We start from the raw sequence: 18,938 nt of genomic DNA on the forward strand, positions 1-18,938 counted from the left end.
CCACCTGGGCACGGGAAACAATGATACTTACTTATTTCCGTGTTACAACGTCTCTGCAACGTTGTGGGCGCGAACTATACGGTTGAGCATTTGGCTTGTAAACCCCTGATGGTGAAAATAATTGTTCAGGGAAGGCTGCCGTCGGACAGCATTTCGCGCTTCAATAGCAACAGGGCGGTCCTGCCCCTTTTATATACAGGTGACTTCGCTTAATGGCCGATTGGCAATCCCTCGATCCCGAGGCCGCCCGCGAGGCGGAAAAATACGATAACCCCATTCCCAGCCGTGAGCTGATTCTGCTACGGCTCGATGAGCGTGGCGCTCCGGCAAGCCGCGAGCAATTGGTCGATGAGTTCGGGCTGACCACCGACGAGCAGCTCGAGGCGCTGCGTCGCCGTCTGCGCGCCATGGAGCGCGACGGCCAGCTTGTCTACACCCGGCGTGGCGCTTATGCCCCGGTGGATAAACTGGATTTGATTCGCGGGCGCGTCAGTGGGCATCGTGACGGCTTCGGTTTTCTGATCCCCGATGACGGCAGTGACGACCTGTTTCTCAGTCCGGCGCAGATGCGCCTGGTCTTTGATGGCGACAAGGTGCTGGCACGGGTGGCCGGCTTTGACCGGCGCGGACGTCGCGAGGGCGCTGTGGCGGAAGTCGTCGAGCGCGCCCACGAGACGCTGGTTGGCCGCTTCTTCGATGAGAGCGGCATCGCCTGCGTGGTGGCGGATAATCCGAAGATTCAGCAGGAAATCCTCATTCCGCCCGGCAAGCAAGGGCAGGCCCAACATGGACAGTTCGTCCAGGTGCGCATTGAGCAGTGGCCCAGTGGCTTTCGCCAGGCGCAAGGCGAAGTGGTCGAGGTGCTGGGCGAATACATGGCGCCGGGCATGGAAATCGAAGTGGCGCTGCGCAGCTACGATATTCCCCACGTCTGGCCCGACGAGGTTGTTAAAGAAGCCGGCAAACTCAAGCCAGATGTGGCAGAGAAGGATAAAGAGAAGCGCGTTGATCTGCGTCATTTGCCGTTCGTCACCATCGACGGTGAAGATGCGCGCGACTTCGATGATGCGGTGTTTGCCGAGCCGATAAAGGGTGGCGGCTGGCGTCTGTATGTGGCGATTGCCGACGTGTCCTTCTATGTAAAGGTCGGCTCGGCACTGGATGAAGAAGCCAGCCAGCGCGGCAACTCAGTGTATTTTCCCGAGCAGGTCGTGCCGATGCTGCCGGAGGCCTTGTCCAACGGGTTGTGCTCGCTCAATCCGAATGTCGACCGTCTGGCGATGGTCTGCATGATTGAGCTGTCACGCACCGGCAAGATGACGGATTACCAGTTCTGCGAGGGGGTGATCAACTCCCATGCCCGCCTGACCTATGACAAGGTCAGTGCCTTGCTGGAGCAGCCGGACAGCGCCGAGGCCGAGCAGCTGCGCCAGCAGATTCCCGAGGTCGTGCCACACCTGCAGCAGTTGCATAAGCTGTTTCGGGTATTACTCAAGGCACGCAACGTGCGGGGTGCAATCGACTTCGAAACCCAGGAAACGCGCATTGTCTTCGGCGCGGACCGCAAGATCGTCGAGATCCGTCCGACTCAGCGCAACGATGCACACCGCCTGATCGAGGAGTGCATGCTGTGCGCCAACGTGGCCACTGCCGCCTTCCTGCTCAAGCACGAAGTCCCCGCGCTGTACCGCGTGCACGACACGCCGCCCCCAGAAAAACTCGAGAAGCTCAAAGGCTTCTTGGGCGAGCTGGGCCTGACGCTCTATCGTGGCAAGGGCGATCCGACGCCCAAAGATTATCTGCGCCTGCTCGAGGCGGTGCATGACCGGCCGGATTTCCAGCTGATCCAGACCATGATGCTGCGTTCACTGAGCCAGGCGGTCTACAGTGCCGAGAACGCTGGTCATTTCGGCCTCAACTATGAGGCCTATACCCACTTCACTTCGCCGATTCGCCGCTACCCGGATCTGCTGGTGCACCGTGCCATTCGCAGTGTGATCCGCTCGAGGCGCGACACTCCCCACGTGGTGCGTGCCGGCGCTGGTGCCGTGGTCAAAGCCCGAATTTATCCCTACGACGAAGCCGCGCTGGAGCAGCTGGGCGTGCAGTGCTCAATGACCGAACGGCGCGCCGACGAGGCGACCCGTGATGTGGTCAACTGGCTCAAGTGCGAATTCATGCGTGAGCGCGTCGGCGAGACCTTCCCTGGTGTGATCACCGCCGTGACCGGCTTTGGCCTCTTCGTCGAGCTCACCGACATCTACGTCGAGGGGCTGGTGCACGTCACCGCGCTGCCAGGCGACTATTACCACTTCGATCCGCTGCATCAGCGCCTGGCCGGTGAGCGCAGTGGTCGCAGCTTCCGCCTGGGTGATCCGGTGAAGGTGCTGGTGGCACGGGTCGATCTGGATGAACGCAAGATCGATTTCGAGCTGGCGGAAAATCCGCTCTCGGCTGGCAAACCTGCCCGTAAAGGTGAGACGGCCGATAAGCCAAGCCGCAAGGGGGCGGCGGATAAACCCGCGCGCGCCACGGAACGTGCCAAGCCGGTTGCCGAGCCGCCGAAAAAGCCTGCCCGTGAAGCACCGCAGCGTCAGCCGAAAAAGCCCAAGGCTGAACCGGTGCGCGAGAAACCGCTGCGGGTTACGCGCCCCGAGCCTGAGTACGAGTGGCCTGATCCCGAGCCGGAAGTGCTGCCACGCAAGCGCAAGGCGATCCCTGGCGTTGTCAGTCAGGTGGAGAAACCGGCGCTGTTGAGTGCTGGCGGGCGCGGCAAGCGTACAGCAGCCAAGGACACCGTGACGCTGGACTCGGATTTTCTGGCCCGCAAGCCGGCCAAGGAAAAACCGGCGCTGCTGACTCGACGCAAGGTGGGCAAGGTGCAGGCCTTGTCGGCAACGGAGCTGGAAATTGCCGAGGTGGAGCAACTGGGCAATCCCGGCGCGAGCAAAAGCCGCGAAACGAAAGCAACGCTGGAAAAAGAAGCCAAGCGTCCACGCACGTCTGCCGAGGGCGAGGGGAAACAAAAGTCCGCCAAGGCCAGCCTGGTAAAAAAAGCGGCCAGTAAGCATCGCAAGGGGCCGGCCAAGCCCAAGGCGCCCAAAGGCGAGGGGGCAGGTCCGCATAAGCCTGAGGCGCAATAACCATGAGCGATCTGGAAAAGATATACGGTGTGCATGCGGTGGAGGCGTTGTTGCGCCATCACCCCAAGCGGGTCAAGCAACTGTGGTTGGCAGAGGGTCGACAGGATCCGCGTGTCCAGGCGCTGGTCGAATTGGCGCGCGAGGCGCGGGTCAGCGTTGGTACGCGTGAGCGGCGTGAGCTCGACGAGTGGGCCGAAGGCGTCCACCAGGGCGTCGTGGCTGATGTCAGCCCGAGCCAAGTGTGGGGCGAAAACATGCTCGACGAATTGCTTGACCGTGCCGAAGGGCCAGCCTTGCTGCTGGTGCTGGATGGCGTCACCGATCCGCACAACCTGGGCGCCTGCTTGCGCACCGCCGACGCGGCGGGTGCGCACGCAGTGATCGTACCCAAGGACAAGTCGGCGACACTCAATGCCACGGTACGCAAGGTCGCCTGCGGCGCTGCCGAAGTGATTCCGCTGGTGGCAGTGACCAACTTGGCGCGCACGCTGGAAAAGCTGCAGCAAAAAGGTCTGTGGATCGTTGGCACCGCTGGCGAGGCTGAACAGGAGTTGTATCAGCAGGACATGACCGGCCCCACAGTGCTGGTCATGGGTGCGGAAGGCAAAGGCATGCGACGGCTGACCCGCGAGCACTGCGATTTTCTGGTCAAGTTGCCGATGGCTGGCAGCGTCAGCAGCCTGAACGTGTCCGTGGCCACCGGCGTCTGCCTCTTCGAGGCGGTACGCCAGCGTGGCAGCAGGACCATTTCGCGCTAATGGGGGCAGGGCCTGCGGTGCTGCATGTCTTGCTGGTTGAAGACGATTCGACCTTGCGTCTGCTGGCGTGCGAGGCCATCGAGGCGCTGGGTCATCATGCCCACGCCTGCGAATCGGCCGAGGCCGCCGAGCAGTTGCTGCGTGCGAACGCCTTCCAGGTATTGCTTAGCGACGTGGGGTTGGGAGGGCGCTCAGGGCTCGAGCTGGCGCGCCAAGTGCGTGACGAATACTCGGGTATGCACCTGGTGCTGGCCTCCGGACATGCGCTTGACCTTACCCGCGAGGGCCTGGGGATGGCGCGTCTGTTGCCCAAGCCCTACGACCTGGCACAGCTGTCCGCACTGCTTGATGAGCTGGCTAAACAATCGCCAGTTCGCCTTGCGCCCCCGATGCCCCTTCTCTAGAATGTCGCCCCTTGTCGCAAGGGCAGGCCTCGCCTGTCGTCGTCGCGGCAAGACCAAAACAGACATTCACTCCTTGCCTGACCGCCCTGGCGGCAGGCTACAACCCGTAAGGAGCATTTATGCGTCATTACGAAATTATCTTCCTGGTTCACCCGGACCAGAGTGAGCAGGTCGGCGGCATGGTCGAGCGCTACACCAAGCTCATCGAAGAAGACGGCGGCAAGATTCACCGCCTGGAAGACTGGGGCCGTCGTCAGCTGGCTTACGCCATCGATGATGTGCATAAGGCTCACTACATTCTGCTCAACGTGGAATGCAGCGGCAAAGCCCTGGCCGAACTGGAAGACAGCTTCCGTTACAACGATGCCGTGATCCGCAACCTGATCATCCGTCGCGACGAAGCCGTCACCGAACAGTCCGAAATGCTCAAGGCTGAAGAAAACCGCAGCGAGCGCCGTGAGCGTCGTGATCGCCCTGAGTCCACTGATGGCGCCGAAGGCGACGACAGTGACAGCAGCGATAACAGCGACAACGCTGACGAGTAATTTTCGGATCTATTGAGGAGCCACTTTTATGGCACGTTTCTTCCGTCGTCGTAAGTTCTGCCGTTTCACCGCCGAAGGCGTGAAAGAGATCGACTTCAAGGATCTCAACACCCTGAAGGCGTACATCTCCGAAACCGGCAAGATCGTACCGAGCCGTATCACCGGCACCAAAGCCAAGTACCAGCGTCAGTTGGCCACCGCTATCAAGCGCGCCCGCTACCTGGCCCTGCTGCCCTACACCGACGGCCACGGCCGCTGAAATCGGGTTTGTCGACAAACGTAAGGGATAGAACGCATGCGCGCTCTGGCTGACTTCATCATGCGCGGTCGCGCACAGGCCATCTTTGTGGTGGTGGGTGCGGCGATGGTGCCGATGCTGTTCTGGCTGAGTGCCGCCGCGGCCAGTCTGATACTGATGCGTCGCGGGCTGAATGATGCCCTGGGGATCATTGTCTGGGCCTTGCTGCCGGCCATTGGCTGGTGGTGGTTCGGCGAGCCGCGCACCCTGTTGGTGCTGGCCGGCACGCTGAGCCTGGCGTTGGTTCTGCGCGTCCGAGTCTCCTGGACGCGGGTGTTGCTGGCCAGTGTGCCGCTGGGCCTGATGTATGCGGTAGTCCTCAGCACGCTGTTCAGCGCGCCGATCGAGGCCATGGTGGCGGAGTTGCAGAAGCTCATGCCGCAGATGCTCGAGGGGATTTACCAGCAGATGTCCGCAGAGGAACAGGCCAGCTTGCACAGCCTGATGATGCCGGTATTGACCGGCCTGATGGCGGCGTTGCTGCAGATCGTCACCCTGCTGTGCCTGTTGCTCGGGCGTTATTGGCAGGCGGCGCTGTACAACCCCGGTGGCTTTGCCAGTGAGTTCCGCGCGGTGCGTCTGCCGCCGGTACTGGCGTTGGCGCTGATGGCCGTGATGCTGCTTGGGCCGAGCCTGGGCGCGCCGATGGCCATGCTGGCACCGCTGTGCAGTGTGCCGCTGGTGTTTGCCGGAGTGGCGCTGATGCACGGACTGGTGGCCAAGGGGCGCCTAGGGCGTTTCTGGCTGGTCGGTCTGTATGTCACGCTGGTGCTGTTCATGCAGTTTATCTATCCGTTGCTGGTGGTCTTGGCCATTGTCGACAGCCTGTTTGATTTTCGCGGTCGCCCGTCCCGTAACAACGGTGCGGGACCTGCGAACGGTGAAAAAAGTTAAGAGGTAAGACTCAAATGGAAGTCATCCTGCTGGAAAAAATCGCCAACTTGGGCAACCTGGGCGACAAGGTGAATGTACGTTCCGGTTACGGCCGTAACTACCTGCTGCCGCAAGGCAAGGCTACCGCGGCGACCGCCGAGAACGTTGCCACGTTCGAAGCCCGTCGCGCCGAGCTGGAAAAACTGGCTGCCGAGAAGAAGGCTTCGGCCGAAGCTCGCGCTGCTCAGCTGAACGAACTGGAAGTCACCATCACCGCCACCGCGGGCGATGAAGGCAAACTGTTCGGCTCCATCGGCACCGCCGACATCGCTGACGCCCTGACCGCCTCCGGCGTTGAAGTGGCCAAGGCTGAAGTCCGCCTGCCGAACGGCACCATCCGTCAGACCGGCGAATACGACGTGGCTGTGCACCTGCACACCGACGTCGAAGCTTCGGTCCGACTGGTCGTAATCGGCGGCTAAGCCGACGATTGCGTTTGGCGCCTTGGGTGCCGGACGCGTAACATCGGGCACGTTTCGCGCAAGCGGAACGTGCCCTTTGTTTTTTCTGACGTTAAAAAATTCCGAGAGCCATGAACGACATTAGTGCCCCGCAGCAGTACGACCTGGAAACCGCCGCACTCAAGGTGCCGCCCCATTCCATCGAGGCCGAGCAGGCTGTGCTGGGTGGTCTGATGCTGGACAACGACGCCTGGGAGCGCGTGCTTGATCAGGTGTCCGATGGCGATTTCTACCGCCACGACCATCGCCTGATCTTCCGTGCCATCCACACCCTGGCTGAGCGCAACCAGCCGTTCGACGTGGTGACCTTGTCCGAGCAATTGGAAAACGAAGGGCACCTTACCCAAGTGGGCGGGCTGGCCTACCTTGGCGAGCTGGCTAAGAACACCCCCTCGGTTGCCAACATCAAGGCCTATGCCGGGATCATTCGTGAGCGTGCCACGCTGCGCAAGCTGATCAGCATCAGCAGCGAGATCGCCGATAGTGCCTATGCACCGCAAGGCCGCACCGGCGAGGAAATCCTCGACGAGGCCGAGCGGCTGATTTTCCAGATTGCCGAGGCGCGGCCCAAGACCGGCGGCCCGATCGGCGTCAACGAGATTCTCACCAAGGCCATCGACCGCATCGACACGCTGTTCAACAGCCCGGATGCGATCACCGGCATCACCACCGGCTTTACCGACCTCGATGCGCAAACCAGCGGCCTGCAGCCAGCCGACCTGGTGATCGTCGCCGGGCGTCCGTCGATGGGTAAGACCACCTTCGCCATGAACATGGTGGAAAATGCTCTGCTGCGCAGCGACAAGGCGATTCTCGTCTATTCGCTGGAAATGCCCGCCGACTCCCTGGTGATTCGTATGCTCGCCTCGCTGGGCCGCATCGACCAGACCAAGGTACGTACCGGCAAGCTGGACGACGATGACTGGCCGCGCCTGACCTCGGCGGTCAACCTGCTCAACGACCGCAAGCTGTTCATCGACGACACCGCCGGCATCTCGCCCTCGGAAATGCGTGCGCGCAGCCGCCGCCTGGCCCGCGAGCACGGCGAGATCGGCATGATCATGGTCGACTACCTGCAGCTGATGCGAATCCCGGGCTCCAGTGGCGACAACCGGGTCAACGAAATTTCGGAAATCTCCCGCTCGCTCAAGGCCCTGGCCAAGGAATTCAACTGCCCGGTGGTGGCCCTGTCACAGCTCAACCGCTCGCTGGAACAGCGCCCGAACAAGCGTCCGGTGAACTCCGACTTGCGTGAATCCGGCGCCATCGAGCAGGACGCCGACATCATCATGTTCGTCTACCGCGACGAGGTGTATCACCCCGAAACCGAGTACAAGGGCGTTGCCGAAATCATCATCGGCAAACAGCGTAACGGCCCCATTGGCACCACGCGCCTGGCTTTCATGGGCAAGTACTCGCGCTTCGAGAACCTCGCCCCCGGCAGTTATCAATTTGATGACGATTAAGGGCAGCCTCAAGCCATAAGCTTCAAGCTTCAAGCTTCAAGTAAAAGCGCAAAAAACTTGACGCCTGCTTTGCGACAGCGCGCACTGATTCGCTTGCTTGCTTGCTTGCTTGCTTGCTTGCTTGCTTGCTTGCTTGCTTGCTTGCTTGCTTGCTTGCTTGCTTGCTTGCAGCTTGCAGCTTGCAGCTTGCAGCTTGCAGCTTGCAGCTTGCAGCTTGCAGCGTAAGCTTGCGCCATCCGTTATCGCTTTACAGGGTTTGCCATGCGTCCTCTCATTGCCTCGGTCGATCTGGCCGCCATTCGTCACAACTATGCCTTGGCCAAGCGCTGCGCGCCGGGACGGCGAGCCTTTGCCGTGGTCAAGGCCAATGCCTACGGCCATGGCGCTGCGGCGGTGGTTGCAGCCCTGCGTGATGACGCGGATGGCTTCGCCGTGTGCAGCGTGGAGGAGGCGAGGGTGGTGCGCGAGCAGGCGCCGGCGGCACGGATTCTGCTGCTCGAAGGCTGCTTCGATGCTGAGGATGATCAGAGTGCCGCCGAACTGGGGCTTGATGTCGCAGTGCAGGGTGTCGAGCAGGCCGAGCGCTTGCTGTCGGCCCGGCTGGCGCGACCGGTGAATGTCTGGCTGAAGCTGGACAGCGGCATGCATCGCCTGGGCTTCGAGGAAGCCCAGGTCCGCCATTGGGCCGAACGTCTGCGCGGCGCCCCCCAGGTCGCTGAGGTCAACCTGATCAGCCACTTCGCCTGCGCCGACGAGCATCAGCACGCATTGACCGGAGAGCAGCTGGAGGTGTGCCTGGGTTTGCAGGACGTGGCTTTTGATCATCGCGCCCTGGCCAATTCAGCAGCGGTCCTCAGCCTGGCGCCTGCGCACATGGACTGGATACGGCCGGGCATCATGCTGTACGGCGCCTCGCCATTCGCCGAGCGCTCCGCTGCAGAGTTGGGGCTGAAACCGGTCATGACCCTGACTGCGAAAATTATCGCCGTGCACGAAGTGCCCGTTGGCGATAGCGTCGGCTACGGCGCTAGTTGGGTGGCAGAACGGCCCTCGCGTATCGGCACCGTATGCTGTGGCTATGCCGACGGCTATCCGCGCCAAGCGCCGTCCGGCACGCCAGTGCTGGTGCGCGGTCACCGCGTGCCGCTGGCCGGTCGCGTGTCGATGGACATGCTGGCCATTGATTTGACCGACGTGCCCGAGGCGCGGATCGGCGATGAGGTGGAGTTGTGGGGCGCGAATGTGTCGGTCGACGAGCTGGCCAGCGCCTGCGGCACCATTGGCTACGAGTTGCTGACCCGGGTCACCGCCCGCGTGCCACGTCGTTATCAATAACGCCGCGCCCTCCGGGAGAGGGTAAGCAAGCAGCGTGCTCGCCTTAGAGTGTTGAGGCGGGAGGAGCCGCCAAATCCGACCTGAAGCGTCGGATTTGGCCATGTTTTGTGCTATATTCCGCGCCCTTTTTGCATAACCTGCTGGTTCTCCGCCATGACCGCTGTCAAACCCCTGTTCGACTATCCCAAGTACTGGGCCGAGTGTTTCGGTCCTGCACCCTTCCTGCCAATGAGCCGGGAAGAGATGGATCAGCTCGGCTGGGACAGCTGTGATGTGATCATTGTTACTGGAGACGCCTACGTCGACCATCCGTCGTTCGGCATGGCGATCATTGGCCGTCTGCTGGAAGCTCAAGGCTATCGCGTCGGCATCATTGCCCAGCCGGACTGGCGCAGCAAAGACGACTTCATGAAGCTGGGCGAGCCCAACCTGTTCTATGGCATCGCCGCCGGCAACATGGACTCGATGATCAACCGCTACACCGCCGACCGCAAAATGCGCTCCGACGATGCCTACACCGCCGGTGGCCTTGCTGGCAGTCGCCCGGACCGCGCCAGCCTGGTCTACAGCCAGCGCTGCAAGGAAGCGTACAGCCATGTGCCGGTCATTCTCGGTGGCATCGAGGCGTCGCTGCGCCGCATCGCCCATTACGACTATTGGTCGGACAAGGTGCGTCGTTCAATCCTGATGGACGCTACCGCCGACATCCTGCTGTACGGCAATGCCGAGCGCGCGATTGTCGAAGTCGCGCAGCGCCTGGCCTATGGCGAGAAGATCGAGACCATCACCAATGTGCGCGGCACCGCGTTTATCCGCAAGGATGCGCCTGAGGGCTGGTTCGAGATCGATTCGACCCGCGTCGACCGGCCAGGCAAGATTGACCAGATCATCAACCCTTACGTGAACACTCAGGAACTGGAAGCCTGCGCGCTGGAAAACGGCAAGCAGGCCCCCGATGATCCCAACGAGGCCAAGGTCGTCGAGCTGTTGCCACACCCCAAGCTTGAGCGCGACCGTACAGTGATTCGCCTGCCATCCTTCGAGAAGGTGCGCAACGATCCGGTGCTGTATGCCCACGCCAACCGTGTGCTGCACCTGGAGACCAATCCGGGTAACGCCCGTGCGCTGGTGCAGAAGCACGACGGCCAGGACATCTGGCTGAACCCACCGCCGATTCCGCTGACCACCGAGGAAATGGACTACGTGTTCGCCGCGCCCTATGCGCGCGTGCCACACCCGGCGTACGGCGGCGCCAAGGTGCCCGCCTACGAGATGATTCGCTTCTCAGTGAACATCATGCGTGGCTGTTTTGGCGGCTGCACCTTCTGCTCGATCACCGAGCATGAGGGGCGCATCATGCAGAACCGTTCCCACGAATCGATCCTCAACGAGATCGAGGCGATGCGGGGCATGCCGGGCTTTACCGGCGTGGTCTCCGACCTGGGCGGGCCGACTGCCAACATGTATCGCATGGCGTGCAAGAGCTACGAGATCGAGAAACACTGCCGCAAGCCGTCGTGCGTCTACCCGGGGATCTGCGAGAACCTCAACACCGATCACAGTTCGCTGATCGAACTGTATCGCAAGGCCCGCGCACTGCCAGGGGTGAAGAAGATTCTCATTGCCTCGGGTCTGCGTTACGACCTCGCGGTGGAATCGCCCGAATACGTCAAGGAACTGGTGACCCACCACGTTGGCGGTTACCTGAAGATTGCCCCGGAGCACACCGAGCAAGGCCCGCTGGACAAGATGATGAAGCCGGGCATCGGCAACTACGACAAGTTCAAGCGGATGTTCGAGAAGTACTCCAAGGAGGCGGGCAAGGAGCAGTATCTGATTCCGTACTTCATCGCCGCCCACCCGGGCACCACCGACGAAGACATGATGAACCTGGCCCTGTGGCTCAAGGCCAACGGCTTTCGCGCCGATCAGGTGCAGGCGTTTTATCCCTCGCCGATGGCCAGTGCTACGGCGATGTACCACACCGGTAAAAACCCGCTGCGTAAGGTCACTTACAAGAGCGAAGGGGTGGTCATCGTCAAGAGCGAGGAGCAGCGTCGCCTGCACAAGGCATTCCTGCGCTACCACGACCCGAAGGGCTGGCCGATGCTGCGCGAGGCGCTCAAGCGCATGGGGCGCGCCGACCTGATCGGCAGTGGCAAGCACCAACTGATCCCGGTGCATCAGCCTGCGGGCGATGAGTACCAGAGCGCACGGCGCAAGAACTCCACGCCGGCCGGCAGCAAGAAGGTGGCTGGCAATCGCCAGACCAGACCGCTGCTCACCCAGCACACCGGTTTGCCACCGCGCAGCCAGGACGGCAATCCGTGGGACAAGCGCGAGCAGGCCAAGGCCGCTGCCGAAGCCCGCAAGAAGGCCGAGCGTAGCCAATCGGTAAAGCCCGCTGCCGGCAAAGGTGGCAAGGGCGGCAAACCTCAGCGTCCGGTGGCGCCGCGCTGAGGTTGCACCCAGTGTTCCGGCCCACTGCGCCTCCTTCGCGACGAGCCGCTATTCCTCACTGATATCAGGCCCGACCTCGGGCCGCAGCGCCGCCGTGCACAACCTCAAAAGTGAGGCGCACGCTCGCATCCCCGCTGCCACTTTTTATGTGCAGCAATGGCCATAACGACTGAGCTTGCATGTCTGTGAATAACTTCACGAATTGCGAGGGTTGTGGGATCTGCGCTAGTGGCCCTGATGGCCTTGTTTATTGCAAATGCACCTAAAAAACAGTCACTTCGGTGCGTGTGGCGCTCTTGGCAGCGGGTCCGCTTTTCCCCAGATGCTGTGTATAACTCTGTGGGCAAGCAGGTGAAAGAGTGCTGGGAACAGCATGGCTACTGGTGTAGCCCAGAGTGGTGTTTTTTTACTCAATGCAATGAAACGACAACAGGCCTGTACGGAGAGTCATCGAGCGAAGGTCAGGCAAGGCACAGGCCGGAAAAAAAAGCAGTTTTCATGGTGATAGAGATGTTTTAAACGCAGCATCACCGGGCGCAAAACTTTCCATACGGAGCCTATCTTGGGGCTTAGAAATACGCGAGTAGCCGCCCGGCTGCCATTACCGACAGCCACGCGCACAGCGACAAGCCCGCCTGCATCCTGGCCGGCAGCGGCACGATCTCCCATTTCGGTAAAACTCGCGAAAATCGCCAGCGAAACAGCCCGGCATTGCCGATGCCGAACAGCACCAGGAGCAATTTGATCTGCAACAGCCGGTTGCCGATCAATGCCATGGCGTCGGCGGCGAACAGGGCCAGGCCGCTGGCAAGCTGTATCAGCAGGCCGCTCACGGCGAAACCGGTCAGCCAGGGGGCGAGCAAGCCCAGTGGCACGCGGGGGGCCAGGCCGAGCAAGCGCAGATCCAGAAAAAGCATGGCGCCGAGTAGCAAGACCAGACCCAGCAGATGCAGCAGGTTAACGACTGGGTAGAGCCAGTCAGACTCGCGCATCATCACACCGAGCGCGGTGCCCTCCAGTGCGGCGGCGAGCTGCGCCGCTCCCATCAGCGCAGCTCGACGGTTCGGTCGTTGACAGTGATTCGCTCGGCGCGCAATTCGGCGCTGCCATCCTTACGTGGATAGCCTTCCAGAATTATCTGTTGGCCGACTTGCAGGTCCGATTCCGGTAGGCCGCGTGTGTTCAGGCGCGATATCGGCGCCAGAATCACTCGCCACTGCTGGCCTGCATGTTCGATAACCAGTTCGGCGTGAGGGTTGCGGTAATGCACCTCGATAATCTCGGTCTCCAGCCTCAGTGGTTGTTCGCTGTCGTAGCTGCTCCAACCATGGTGGGCCAGAGCCGGTGGGGCGCCGATCAGAACCAAGGCCAGCATGAATATCCGGAACATGATGCGGTCTCCGTATGGGCAAGAAGCACGGAAACCATAGGTGCTTTGTCCACCGACGGCCTGCTGCGGCGATGCTCGGTAGCGGGGCCGTTAATCCACCACGTTGAAGCGCAGCACGCCGATTAATTGACCGGCTTCGGTCACTACCTGCACTTGCCAGTTGCCCTGCGGCTCGGGGGGGAAGTTGCGCTTGTGGGTCCATGCCCGGTAGCCGGCCTGGCGTCCGCCCTGGATGTTCAGCGCGATGCGGTCCACCTCGCGGCCATTGTGCCGCCAGATATGCTGGATACCTTCGGCCAACCCACGCGGCGCGTTGATCGCGGTGTAGGCGTACAGGCCGTCAGCCTGCAGCTGGGCAACACTGAGCTGGCGCAGGCGCTGGCTTGGCGTACGTTCCTGCAGCTGCTGGCTGATGGCGACTTCGGTCAGCCACAGCGTGGCGGGCGGCACCCACAGGCGAGCCAGCCAGCCCACGCCAGCCAGAGTGATGAGCAGCAACGGGGCGATCAGCCAGCGTCGCCAGCCGCCGGGGGAGAGCGCGGCGAGACTGGGAAATGCCAGCGCCAGGGCAATCCCCAGCGCCCAGCGGTAACTTTGTGGCGTGCTCAATTGCAGGATGATCGGCAGGGCGGTAAGCAGCACCGCAAACAGCGTCAGGCTGTGAAACGCCAGGTAGACCCAACGCCGGGGCGCCAATTGGCGGTAATACAGCGGGTCGATGATCGACACCAGCGCGGCTGCGCCGAGCAGGCTGGTGAACACCGCCTGGCCGCTGTTCCAGGTGGTGGTGATGGCAAAAAACGGCAGGATGAAAAACAGGCTTTCCTGGTGGATCATCTGCGTTGCGTAGTGCAGCACTGGCGGTGGCAAGCGCAAGCCGAAGCGGCGTTCCAGCCAGGCGCGCAGGCTGTGGCCGAGCACCAGCCAGATCCAGCTGACCAGCATCACTGCAGCGATCACCTTGGCCAGTCCGGCCTGGCGGTCGACCAGCAGGAAACTGGCCAGCCCGGACACGAAGCCGAACAGGGCCACCAGCCCGGGGTAACGACGCAGGAAGGTGGTGACCCATTCGACTGCGGGATTCAGGGAGTCTTGCCAGCGGGTCATGGTGCGTCATCGAAAAAAGAAGTGCGGCAGCGAGGCTGCCGCCCGTTTCGGGCAGACCCGCAACAGGTGGAAAAGTTGCTTTCTGCCGTTACGTTCAGCTGGGCTGTTGCTCGTCCTGCCATTTCGGCTGGGTGGGCTGCCAGGCGGCCAGTAGCTCCAGCAGTGCGGCCGGCGATTCGCTGCGCTGCAACATGGCACGGTGCGGCGGGCGGACGAAGCCTTCGGTCACCAGATGATCGAGAAAACCGCTGAGCTTGGCGTAGAAGCCGTTCACTTCCAGCAGCCCCAGGGGCTTGGCGTGGTAACCAAGCTGGCCCCAGGTCCACACCTCGAACAGCTCTTCCAGTGTGCCGAGCCCGCCGGGCAGGGCGATGAAGGCATCGGACAGCTCGGCCATACGCGCCTTGCGGGCGTGCATGCCGTCCACCACTTCCAGGCGGGTCAGGCCGCTGTGGCCGATTTCAGAGGTCTGCAGGCTCTGGGGAATGATGCCGATTACTTCGCCGCCGGCCGCCATCGCCGCGTCGGCGACCACGCCCATCAGGCCGACCGCGCCACCGCCGTAGACCAGGCTAATGCCGCGTGCAGCGAGCTCGCGGCCCAGCTGCTCGGCCGCCTCACGGTAGATGGAATTGGTGCCGGTGCTGGCACCGCAGAACACGCAAATGGAACGCAGGGACATGGGACACTCCGTGGAAAATTCGACCACAGAGTAGCGGGGGACGCGTTGCGTAGCTATCGGTGAGATCACTCTCGTCCGCAGGCGCCTTCGGCATAGGCGGCCAGTAGGCTTTTTAGCAGTTCATTGAAGGGCATGGCGTCTCTCCTGACATGGATTTCACACGCGCATGCTAAACCTCGCGGGGTGACGAGGCTGGTTGAAACTCTGCATGGCGTCGATTGACACCCTGCCTTGATGCGTGTGAACGGCCGATCGGAACCGGCCTGAGACACGGCAGTCTACCCCTGTGGCGTCTGCGCACTTTCCCTCAGGAGGCTCCATGATCCGTCAACTCGCTGTCTTATCCCTGCTGTCCATATTTAGCGCGCCCCTGTGGGCGGCTGAGTGCTCGGTGGATATCGACTCCACCGACCAAATGACCTACAGCACCAATGCCATCGAAATCAGCAAGAGCTGCACCGACTTTACCGTCAACCTCAAGCATACCGGCACCATGGCGAAAAACGTCATGGGTCATAACTGGGTGCTTACCACTGAGGCTGATATGAATCCGGTGGCCAGCGAAGGGATTTCCGCTGGGCTGGCCAATGATTATGTGAAAGCCGATGACCCGCGCATCCTCGCCCACACCAAGCTGATTGGCGGCGGCGAGAGCGACTCGGTCACCTTCGATGTCGCCCAGCTCAAGGCTGACGAGAAGTACATGTTCTTCTGCTCGTTCCCTGGCCATATGGCCCTGATGAAAGGCACCGTCACTCTGGTCGACTGACAATTCGGCTTGTGCCCCGAGGCCGCGTTTCGACGCGGCCTTTTTCGTGTGCAGGGGATCTGTTCCAACGCTCGCTGTGGGTTCGGCTATTACTGATAGCCGGGCATAACGGTCACCGCATAAGGGGAAGTGCATATGGTCAGTCGCGTGCTTGAGGGTCTCGGGGTTTCGTCAACGGAGTATCAACAAGGCGATCATCCCGTACATAGCCCCATCAATGGGGAGTGCATCGGCCGCGTGCGGCTGCTCGAGCGTGACGAAGTGGCTGCCAGTGTCGCCCGCGCCGCCGAGGCGTTTCAGGCGTGGTGCCAGGTTCCGGCGCCACGCCGTGGTGAACTGGTGCGCCGTTTTGGCGATGTGTTGCGTCAGCACAAGGCCGAGCTCGGAGAGCTGGTGAGCTGGGAAACCGGCAAGATCCAGGCGGAAGGCTTGGGTGAAGTGCAGGAGATGATCGATATCTGCGACTTCGCCGTGGGCCTGTCGCGCCAGCTGTACGGACTGACCATCGCCTCCGAGCGTCCCGGCCATCACATGCGCGAAACCTGGCACCCGCTCGGCGTGGTGGCAGTGATCAGCGCCTTCAATTTTCCAGTGGCGGTGTGGGCGTGGAACACCGCGCCGGCGCTGGTGTGCGGCAATCCGGTGGTGTGGAAACCGTCGGAGAAAACCCCGCTGACCGCGTTGGCCTGCCAGGCGCTGTTCGAGCGCGTGCAGGCGGAGTTTCCCGAGGCGCCGGCGCACCTCAGCCAGGTCTGTCTGGGCGGGCGCGCCGTCGGCGAAGCGCTGGCCGACGATCCACGGGTGGCGCTGGTCAGCGCCACTGGCAGCACGCGCATGGGCCGCGAACTGGCGCCTAAGGTTGCGGCACGCTTTGCGCGCAGCATTCTCGAATTGGGTGGTAACAACGCCATGATCCTCACTCCATCGGCGGACCTGGACCTGGCGGTGCGCGCCATCCTCTTCAGCGCAGTGGGCACCGCCGGCCAGCGCTGCACCTCGTTGCGCCGCTTGATCGTCCACGACGCTGTGCGGGAGGAAGTCATCGCCCGACTTAAATCCGCCTACAGGGCCATCCGCATCGGCCATCCGCTGCACGGCAATCTGGTGGGACCGCTGATCGACAAAGCTGCTTACGAAGCCATGCAGGCCGCCTTGCGACAGGCGCGCGATGAGGGTGGCGTGGTGTTCGGCGGCGAGCGGTGTCTGGCTGAAGAATTTCCCGAGGCCTGGTACGTGACACCGGCCATCGTCGAGATGCCGGCGCAAAGCGCAGTGGTGTGTCGGGAAACCTTCGCGCCAATTCTCTATGTGCTCGGCTACCGGGACTTTGCCGAGGCCGTAGTGCTGAACAACGGCGTGTCCCAAGGACTGTCCTCCTGCTTGTTCAGCAACGATGTGCGCGAGGCGGAGACGTTCATGTCCGCCACAGGCAGCGACTGCGGTATCGCCAACATCAACATTGGCCCCAGTGGTGCGGAAATCGGCGGCGCCTTTGGCGGCGAGAAAGACACCGGCGGTGGCCGCGAATCCGGCTCGGACGCCTGGAAAGCGTACATGCGCAGGCAAACCAATACAGTGAATTATTCCCGCGAGCTGCCGCTGGCCCAAGGCATCGTCTTCGACTGAGGGGAGCTGCACATGGCACTGATCGAACGCTGCCTGTGGGATCAGCTGTTGCCGGAGCGTGCCCGCATGCCGGTATTACAACGCGAGGTGCGTGCCGATGTCTGCGTGATCGGCGCCGGCATCAGCGGCCTGTCCACGGCGTTGCACCTGCTCGAGAGCGGGCAACGGGTGTGTCTGTTGGAAGCGCAGCGCATCGGCCATGGCGGCTCGGGGCGCAATGTCGGGCTGGTCAATGCCGGTACCTGGATTGCCCCGGATGACGTCGAGGAGCGCCTCGGCATGGATCTCGGCGCACGTCTCAACCAGGCGCTGGGCGCCGCGCCGGCGTTGGTCTTCGCATTGATCGAACGCTACGGCATCGACTGCCAGCTACGCCGCGCCGGCACCCTGCACATGGCCCATAATGCCGGTGGCGCGGCGGAGCTGCAGTTGCGCCATGGGCAATGGCGACGGCGGGGCGCCCCCGTGGAGTTGTTGCACGGCGCTGACTGCCAGGCCTTGTGCGGTACGTCGAGGATCAGCATGGCGCTGCTCGATCACCGTGCCGGAACGCTCAATCCGCTGGCCTACACCCGCGGATTGGCCGATGCAGTACAGCGGATGGGCGGTGGGTTATACGAGGAGTCGCCGGTAATCGAGCTGCAGCGCCAAGGCGATGGCTGGTGCGTGCGCACGGCTGAAGGTGCGGTACTGGCGCCCCAGGTTGTCATCGCCTCGAACGCCTACACCGAAGGTGATTGGTGCGCGCTGCGCCGGGAATTCTTCGCCGGCTATTACTATCAGGTCGCCTCGCAGCCACTGAGCAGCACGTCTGCCGACGCCATTCTACCCAACGGCGAAGGCGCCTGGGACACCCGCCAGGTACTCAGCAGCGTTCGGCGCGATGCCGAAGGCCGCTTGTTGCTCGGCAGCCTTGGCAATGGCAGCAACAAGCCGGCCTGGTTCCTGCGTCGCTGGGCCGAACGCATTCAGCGGCATTACTTTCCCCGGCTGGGCCGGGTCGAATGGCAGTACACCTGGAGTGGGCGCATTGCGTTCACACCGGAACACCTGCTGCGCGTGTTCGAGCCCGCGCCCGGTTTGCTGGCGGTGACGGGCTACAACGGTCGCGGCATCACCACCGGCAGCCTGGTCGGCAAGGCCTTCGCCGAGTATCTGCTCCACGGCGATCCCCAGGCGCTGCCGCTGCCCTTCAGCGCCCTGCCGGCGGTGTCCGCCCCACGCGTGCGCAGTTGCCTGTATGAAAGCGGCTTCACTCTCTACCACCTCGGACAATGCTTGCGCGTCGTGATCTGAAGACGCGGAGTGTCCGGAATTTTTACAGGATTGGGCAAAAACTGTGCGCCTGTGTGTGCAGCTTTTCGCCTGCCGTCTATCGTGAAGAAGCGGGTGAAAAGCCGGACAAGCCCCTGTCTCAAAACGTCCAGGGTGGCCGGAAGATCAGGCAAGCGGTTGATTCGAATAAGAAAGAGCGAAAGGGATGGGCGCGTCGGAGTCGTTTTTTCAGGTCGCGCGAGGAATCACTGCACGTCACTTGCTCAACTACAACACAGCACTTCCA

The 18,938-nt window shown here is 62.3% G+C and carries 17 protein-coding genes and 1 pseudogene; 13 read left to right on the top strand and 5 right to left on the bottom strand.

All coding sequences use genetic code 11. From position 1 onward, the window contains the following. Nucleotides 1–212: 212 nt before the first annotated feature. From rnr to dnaB, 8 genes and pseudogenes are all read left to right on the top strand, one after another. Nucleotides 213–2,636 (top strand): annotated as a pseudogene (gene rnr, locus H9642_RS15985) (ribonuclease R); the annotation flags it as partial. A gap of 509 nt (nucleotides 2,637–3,145) precedes the next feature. Further along, nucleotides 3,146–3,901, top strand: a complete 756-nt coding sequence (gene rlmB, locus H9642_RS15990) for a 23S rRNA (guanosine(2251)-2'-O)-methyltransferase RlmB (RefSeq protein ID WP_251837463.1) — start codon at nucleotides 3,146–3,148, stop codon at nucleotides 3,899–3,901. Between the two features lie 17 nt (nucleotides 3,902–3,918). Further along, on the top strand, nucleotides 3,919–4,305 hold the full coding sequence (locus tag H9642_RS15995; protein ID WP_251837464.1) for a response regulator: 387 nt from the start codon (nucleotides 3,919–3,921) through the stop codon (nucleotides 4,303–4,305). 119 nt (nucleotides 4,306–4,424) lie between these two features. Beyond that, nucleotides 4,425–4,850 carry a 30S ribosomal protein S6 gene (gene rpsF / locus H9642_RS16000; protein ID WP_251837465.1) on the top strand — a complete coding sequence of 142 codons (426 nt, stop codon included), beginning with the start codon at nucleotides 4,425–4,427 and terminating at the stop codon, nucleotides 4,848–4,850. 28 nt (nucleotides 4,851–4,878) lie between these two features. Then, entirely contained in the window at nucleotides 4,879–5,109 is a 231-nt protein-coding gene (gene rpsR / locus H9642_RS16005; protein ID WP_251837466.1) for a 30S ribosomal protein S18, read from the top strand. Nucleotides 5,110–5,145: 36 nt separating this feature from the next. Then, the gene (locus H9642_RS16010) at nucleotides 5,146–6,042 is read left to right on the top strand and encodes a hypothetical protein (protein ID WP_251837467.1); all 897 of its coding nucleotides are present in this window, start codon (nucleotides 5,146–5,148) and stop codon (nucleotides 6,040–6,042) included. Nucleotides 6,043–6,056: 14 nt separating this feature from the next. Continuing rightward, nucleotides 6,057–6,503 carry a 50S ribosomal protein L9 gene (gene rplI, locus H9642_RS16015; RefSeq protein ID WP_251837468.1) on the top strand — a complete coding sequence of 149 codons (447 nt, stop codon included), beginning with the start codon at nucleotides 6,057–6,059 and terminating at the stop codon, nucleotides 6,501–6,503. A 110-nt stretch (nucleotides 6,504–6,613) separates the two neighbouring features. Further along, nucleotides 6,614–8,008 (top strand): replicative DNA helicase, encoded by a 1,395-nt coding sequence (gene dnaB, locus H9642_RS16020; RefSeq protein WP_251837469.1) that lies wholly within the window; start codon nucleotides 6,614–6,616, stop codon nucleotides 8,006–8,008. Nucleotides 8,009–8,037: 29 nt separating this feature from the next. Here dnaB and H9642_RS16025 read toward each other — a convergent pair whose 3' ends face one another. Beyond that, nucleotides 8,038–8,244 (bottom strand): hypothetical protein, encoded by a 207-nt coding sequence (locus tag H9642_RS16025; RefSeq protein ID WP_251837500.1) that lies wholly within the window; start codon nucleotides 8,242–8,244, stop codon nucleotides 8,038–8,040. A gap of 25 nt (nucleotides 8,245–8,269) precedes the next feature. On the opposite strand from H9642_RS16025, the gene alr reads away from it, so the two are divergent. Then, nucleotides 8,270–9,343 carry an alanine racemase gene (gene alr, locus H9642_RS16030; RefSeq protein ID WP_251837470.1) on the top strand — a complete coding sequence of 358 codons (1,074 nt, stop codon included), beginning with the start codon at nucleotides 8,270–8,272 and terminating at the stop codon, nucleotides 9,341–9,343. Between the two features lie 153 nt (nucleotides 9,344–9,496). Continuing rightward, nucleotides 9,497–11,803, top strand: coding sequence for a YgiQ family radical SAM protein (locus H9642_RS16035; RefSeq protein ID WP_251837471.1), 2,307 nt, complete (start codon nucleotides 9,497–9,499; stop codon nucleotides 11,801–11,803). A gap of 569 nt (nucleotides 11,804–12,372) precedes the next feature. Here the strand turns inward: H9642_RS16035 and H9642_RS16040 are convergent. The 4 genes from H9642_RS16040 to H9642_RS16055 all read right to left on the bottom strand — a co-directional run bounded on the left by H9642_RS16040 (nucleotide 12,373) and on the right by H9642_RS16055 (nucleotide 14,982). Further along, on the bottom strand, nucleotides 12,373–12,849 hold the full coding sequence (locus H9642_RS16040; protein ID WP_251837472.1) for a DUF6644 family protein: 477 nt from the start codon (nucleotides 12,847–12,849) through the stop codon (nucleotides 12,373–12,375). Then, nucleotides 12,849–13,193, bottom strand: a complete 345-nt coding sequence (locus H9642_RS16045) for a DUF6152 family protein (RefSeq protein ID WP_251837473.1) — start codon at nucleotides 13,191–13,193, stop codon at nucleotides 12,849–12,851. Before H9642_RS16045 ends, H9642_RS16040 begins: the two co-directional genes overlap by 1 nt. 90 nt (nucleotides 13,194–13,283) lie before the next feature. Continuing rightward, the gene (locus tag H9642_RS16050; RefSeq protein WP_251837474.1) at nucleotides 13,284–14,300 is read right to left on the bottom strand and encodes a DUF5924 family protein; all 1,017 of its coding nucleotides are present in this window, start codon (nucleotides 14,298–14,300) and stop codon (nucleotides 13,284–13,286) included. A gap of 94 nt (nucleotides 14,301–14,394) precedes the next feature. Next, the gene (locus tag H9642_RS16055) at nucleotides 14,395–14,982 is read right to left on the bottom strand and encodes a cytokinin riboside 5'-monophosphate phosphoribohydrolase (protein ID WP_251837475.1); all 588 of its coding nucleotides are present in this window, start codon (nucleotides 14,980–14,982) and stop codon (nucleotides 14,395–14,397) included. A gap of 319 nt (nucleotides 14,983–15,301) precedes the next feature. Here H9642_RS16055 and azu point away from each other — a divergent pair, with 319 nt between their 5' ends. The 3 genes from azu (at nucleotide 15,302) to amaA (ending at nucleotide 18,673) form a co-directional block, all read left to right on the top strand. Beyond that, nucleotides 15,302–15,751 (top strand): azurin, encoded by a 450-nt coding sequence (azu, locus tag H9642_RS16060; RefSeq protein WP_251837476.1) that lies wholly within the window; start codon nucleotides 15,302–15,304, stop codon nucleotides 15,749–15,751. A 135-nt stretch (nucleotides 15,752–15,886) separates the two neighbouring features. Continuing rightward, nucleotides 15,887–17,377: an L-piperidine-6-carboxylate dehydrogenase gene (gene amaB / locus H9642_RS16065; RefSeq protein ID WP_286010378.1), complete on the top strand. Its 1,491-nt coding sequence runs from the start codon at nucleotides 15,887–15,889 to the stop codon at nucleotides 17,375–17,377. Nucleotides 17,378–17,389: 12 nt separating this feature from the next. Beyond that, nucleotides 17,390–18,673: an L-pipecolate oxidase gene (gene amaA / locus H9642_RS16070; RefSeq protein WP_251837477.1), complete on the top strand. Its 1,284-nt coding sequence runs from the start codon at nucleotides 17,390–17,392 to the stop codon at nucleotides 18,671–18,673. Nucleotides 18,674–18,938: the final 265 nt, after the last annotated feature.

This window comes from Serpens gallinarum (genome assembly GCF_014836765.1).
Lineage (GTDB): Bacteria > Pseudomonadota > Gammaproteobacteria > Pseudomonadales > Pseudomonadaceae > Serpens > Serpens gallinarum.

Excerpts from the sequence above, each read along its gene's own strand:
- H9642_RS16035 (WP_251837471.1), top strand. The coding sequence starts at position 9,497 with ATGACCGCTGTCAAACCCCTGTTCGACTATCCCAAGTACTGGGCCGAG.
- rlmB (WP_251837463.1), top strand. The coding sequence starts at position 3,146 with ATGAGCGATCTGGAAAAGATATACGGTGTGCATGCGGTGGAGGCGTTG.
- H9642_RS16050 (WP_251837474.1), bottom strand. The coding sequence starts at position 14,300 with ATGACCCGCTGGCAAGACTCCCTGAATCCCGCAGTCGAATGGGTCACC.
- amaA (WP_251837477.1), top strand. The coding sequence starts at position 17,390 with ATGGCACTGATCGAACGCTGCCTGTGGGATCAGCTGTTGCCGGAGCGT.
- dnaB (WP_251837469.1), top strand. The coding sequence starts at position 6,614 with ATGAACGACATTAGTGCCCCGCAGCAGTACGACCTGGAAACCGCCGCA.
- rplI (WP_251837468.1), top strand. The coding sequence starts at position 6,057 with ATGGAAGTCATCCTGCTGGAAAAAATCGCCAACTTGGGCAACCTGGGC.
- H9642_RS16045 (WP_251837473.1), bottom strand. The coding sequence starts at position 13,193 with ATGTTCCGGATATTCATGCTGGCCTTGGTTCTGATCGGCGCCCCACCG.
- H9642_RS16010 (WP_251837467.1), top strand. The coding sequence starts at position 5,146 with ATGCGCGCTCTGGCTGACTTCATCATGCGCGGTCGCGCACAGGCCATC.
- rpsR (WP_251837466.1), top strand. The coding sequence starts at position 4,879 with ATGGCACGTTTCTTCCGTCGTCGTAAGTTCTGCCGTTTCACCGCCGAA.
- H9642_RS16025 (WP_251837500.1), bottom strand. The coding sequence starts at position 8,244 with ATGGCGCAAGCTTACGCTGCAAGCTGCAAGCTGCAAGCTGCAAGCTGC.
- H9642_RS16040 (WP_251837472.1), bottom strand. The coding sequence starts at position 12,849 with ATGGGAGCGGCGCAGCTCGCCGCCGCACTGGAGGGCACCGCGCTCGGT.
- azu (WP_251837476.1), top strand. The coding sequence starts at position 15,302 with ATGATCCGTCAACTCGCTGTCTTATCCCTGCTGTCCATATTTAGCGCG.
- H9642_RS16055 (WP_251837475.1), bottom strand. The coding sequence starts at position 14,982 with ATGTCCCTGCGTTCCATTTGCGTGTTCTGCGGTGCCAGCACCGGCACC.
- amaB (WP_286010378.1), top strand. The coding sequence starts at position 15,887 with ATGGTCAGTCGCGTGCTTGAGGGTCTCGGGGTTTCGTCAACGGAGTAT.
- rpsF (WP_251837465.1), top strand. The coding sequence starts at position 4,425 with ATGCGTCATTACGAAATTATCTTCCTGGTTCACCCGGACCAGAGTGAG.
- alr (WP_251837470.1), top strand. The coding sequence starts at position 8,270 with ATGCGTCCTCTCATTGCCTCGGTCGATCTGGCCGCCATTCGTCACAAC.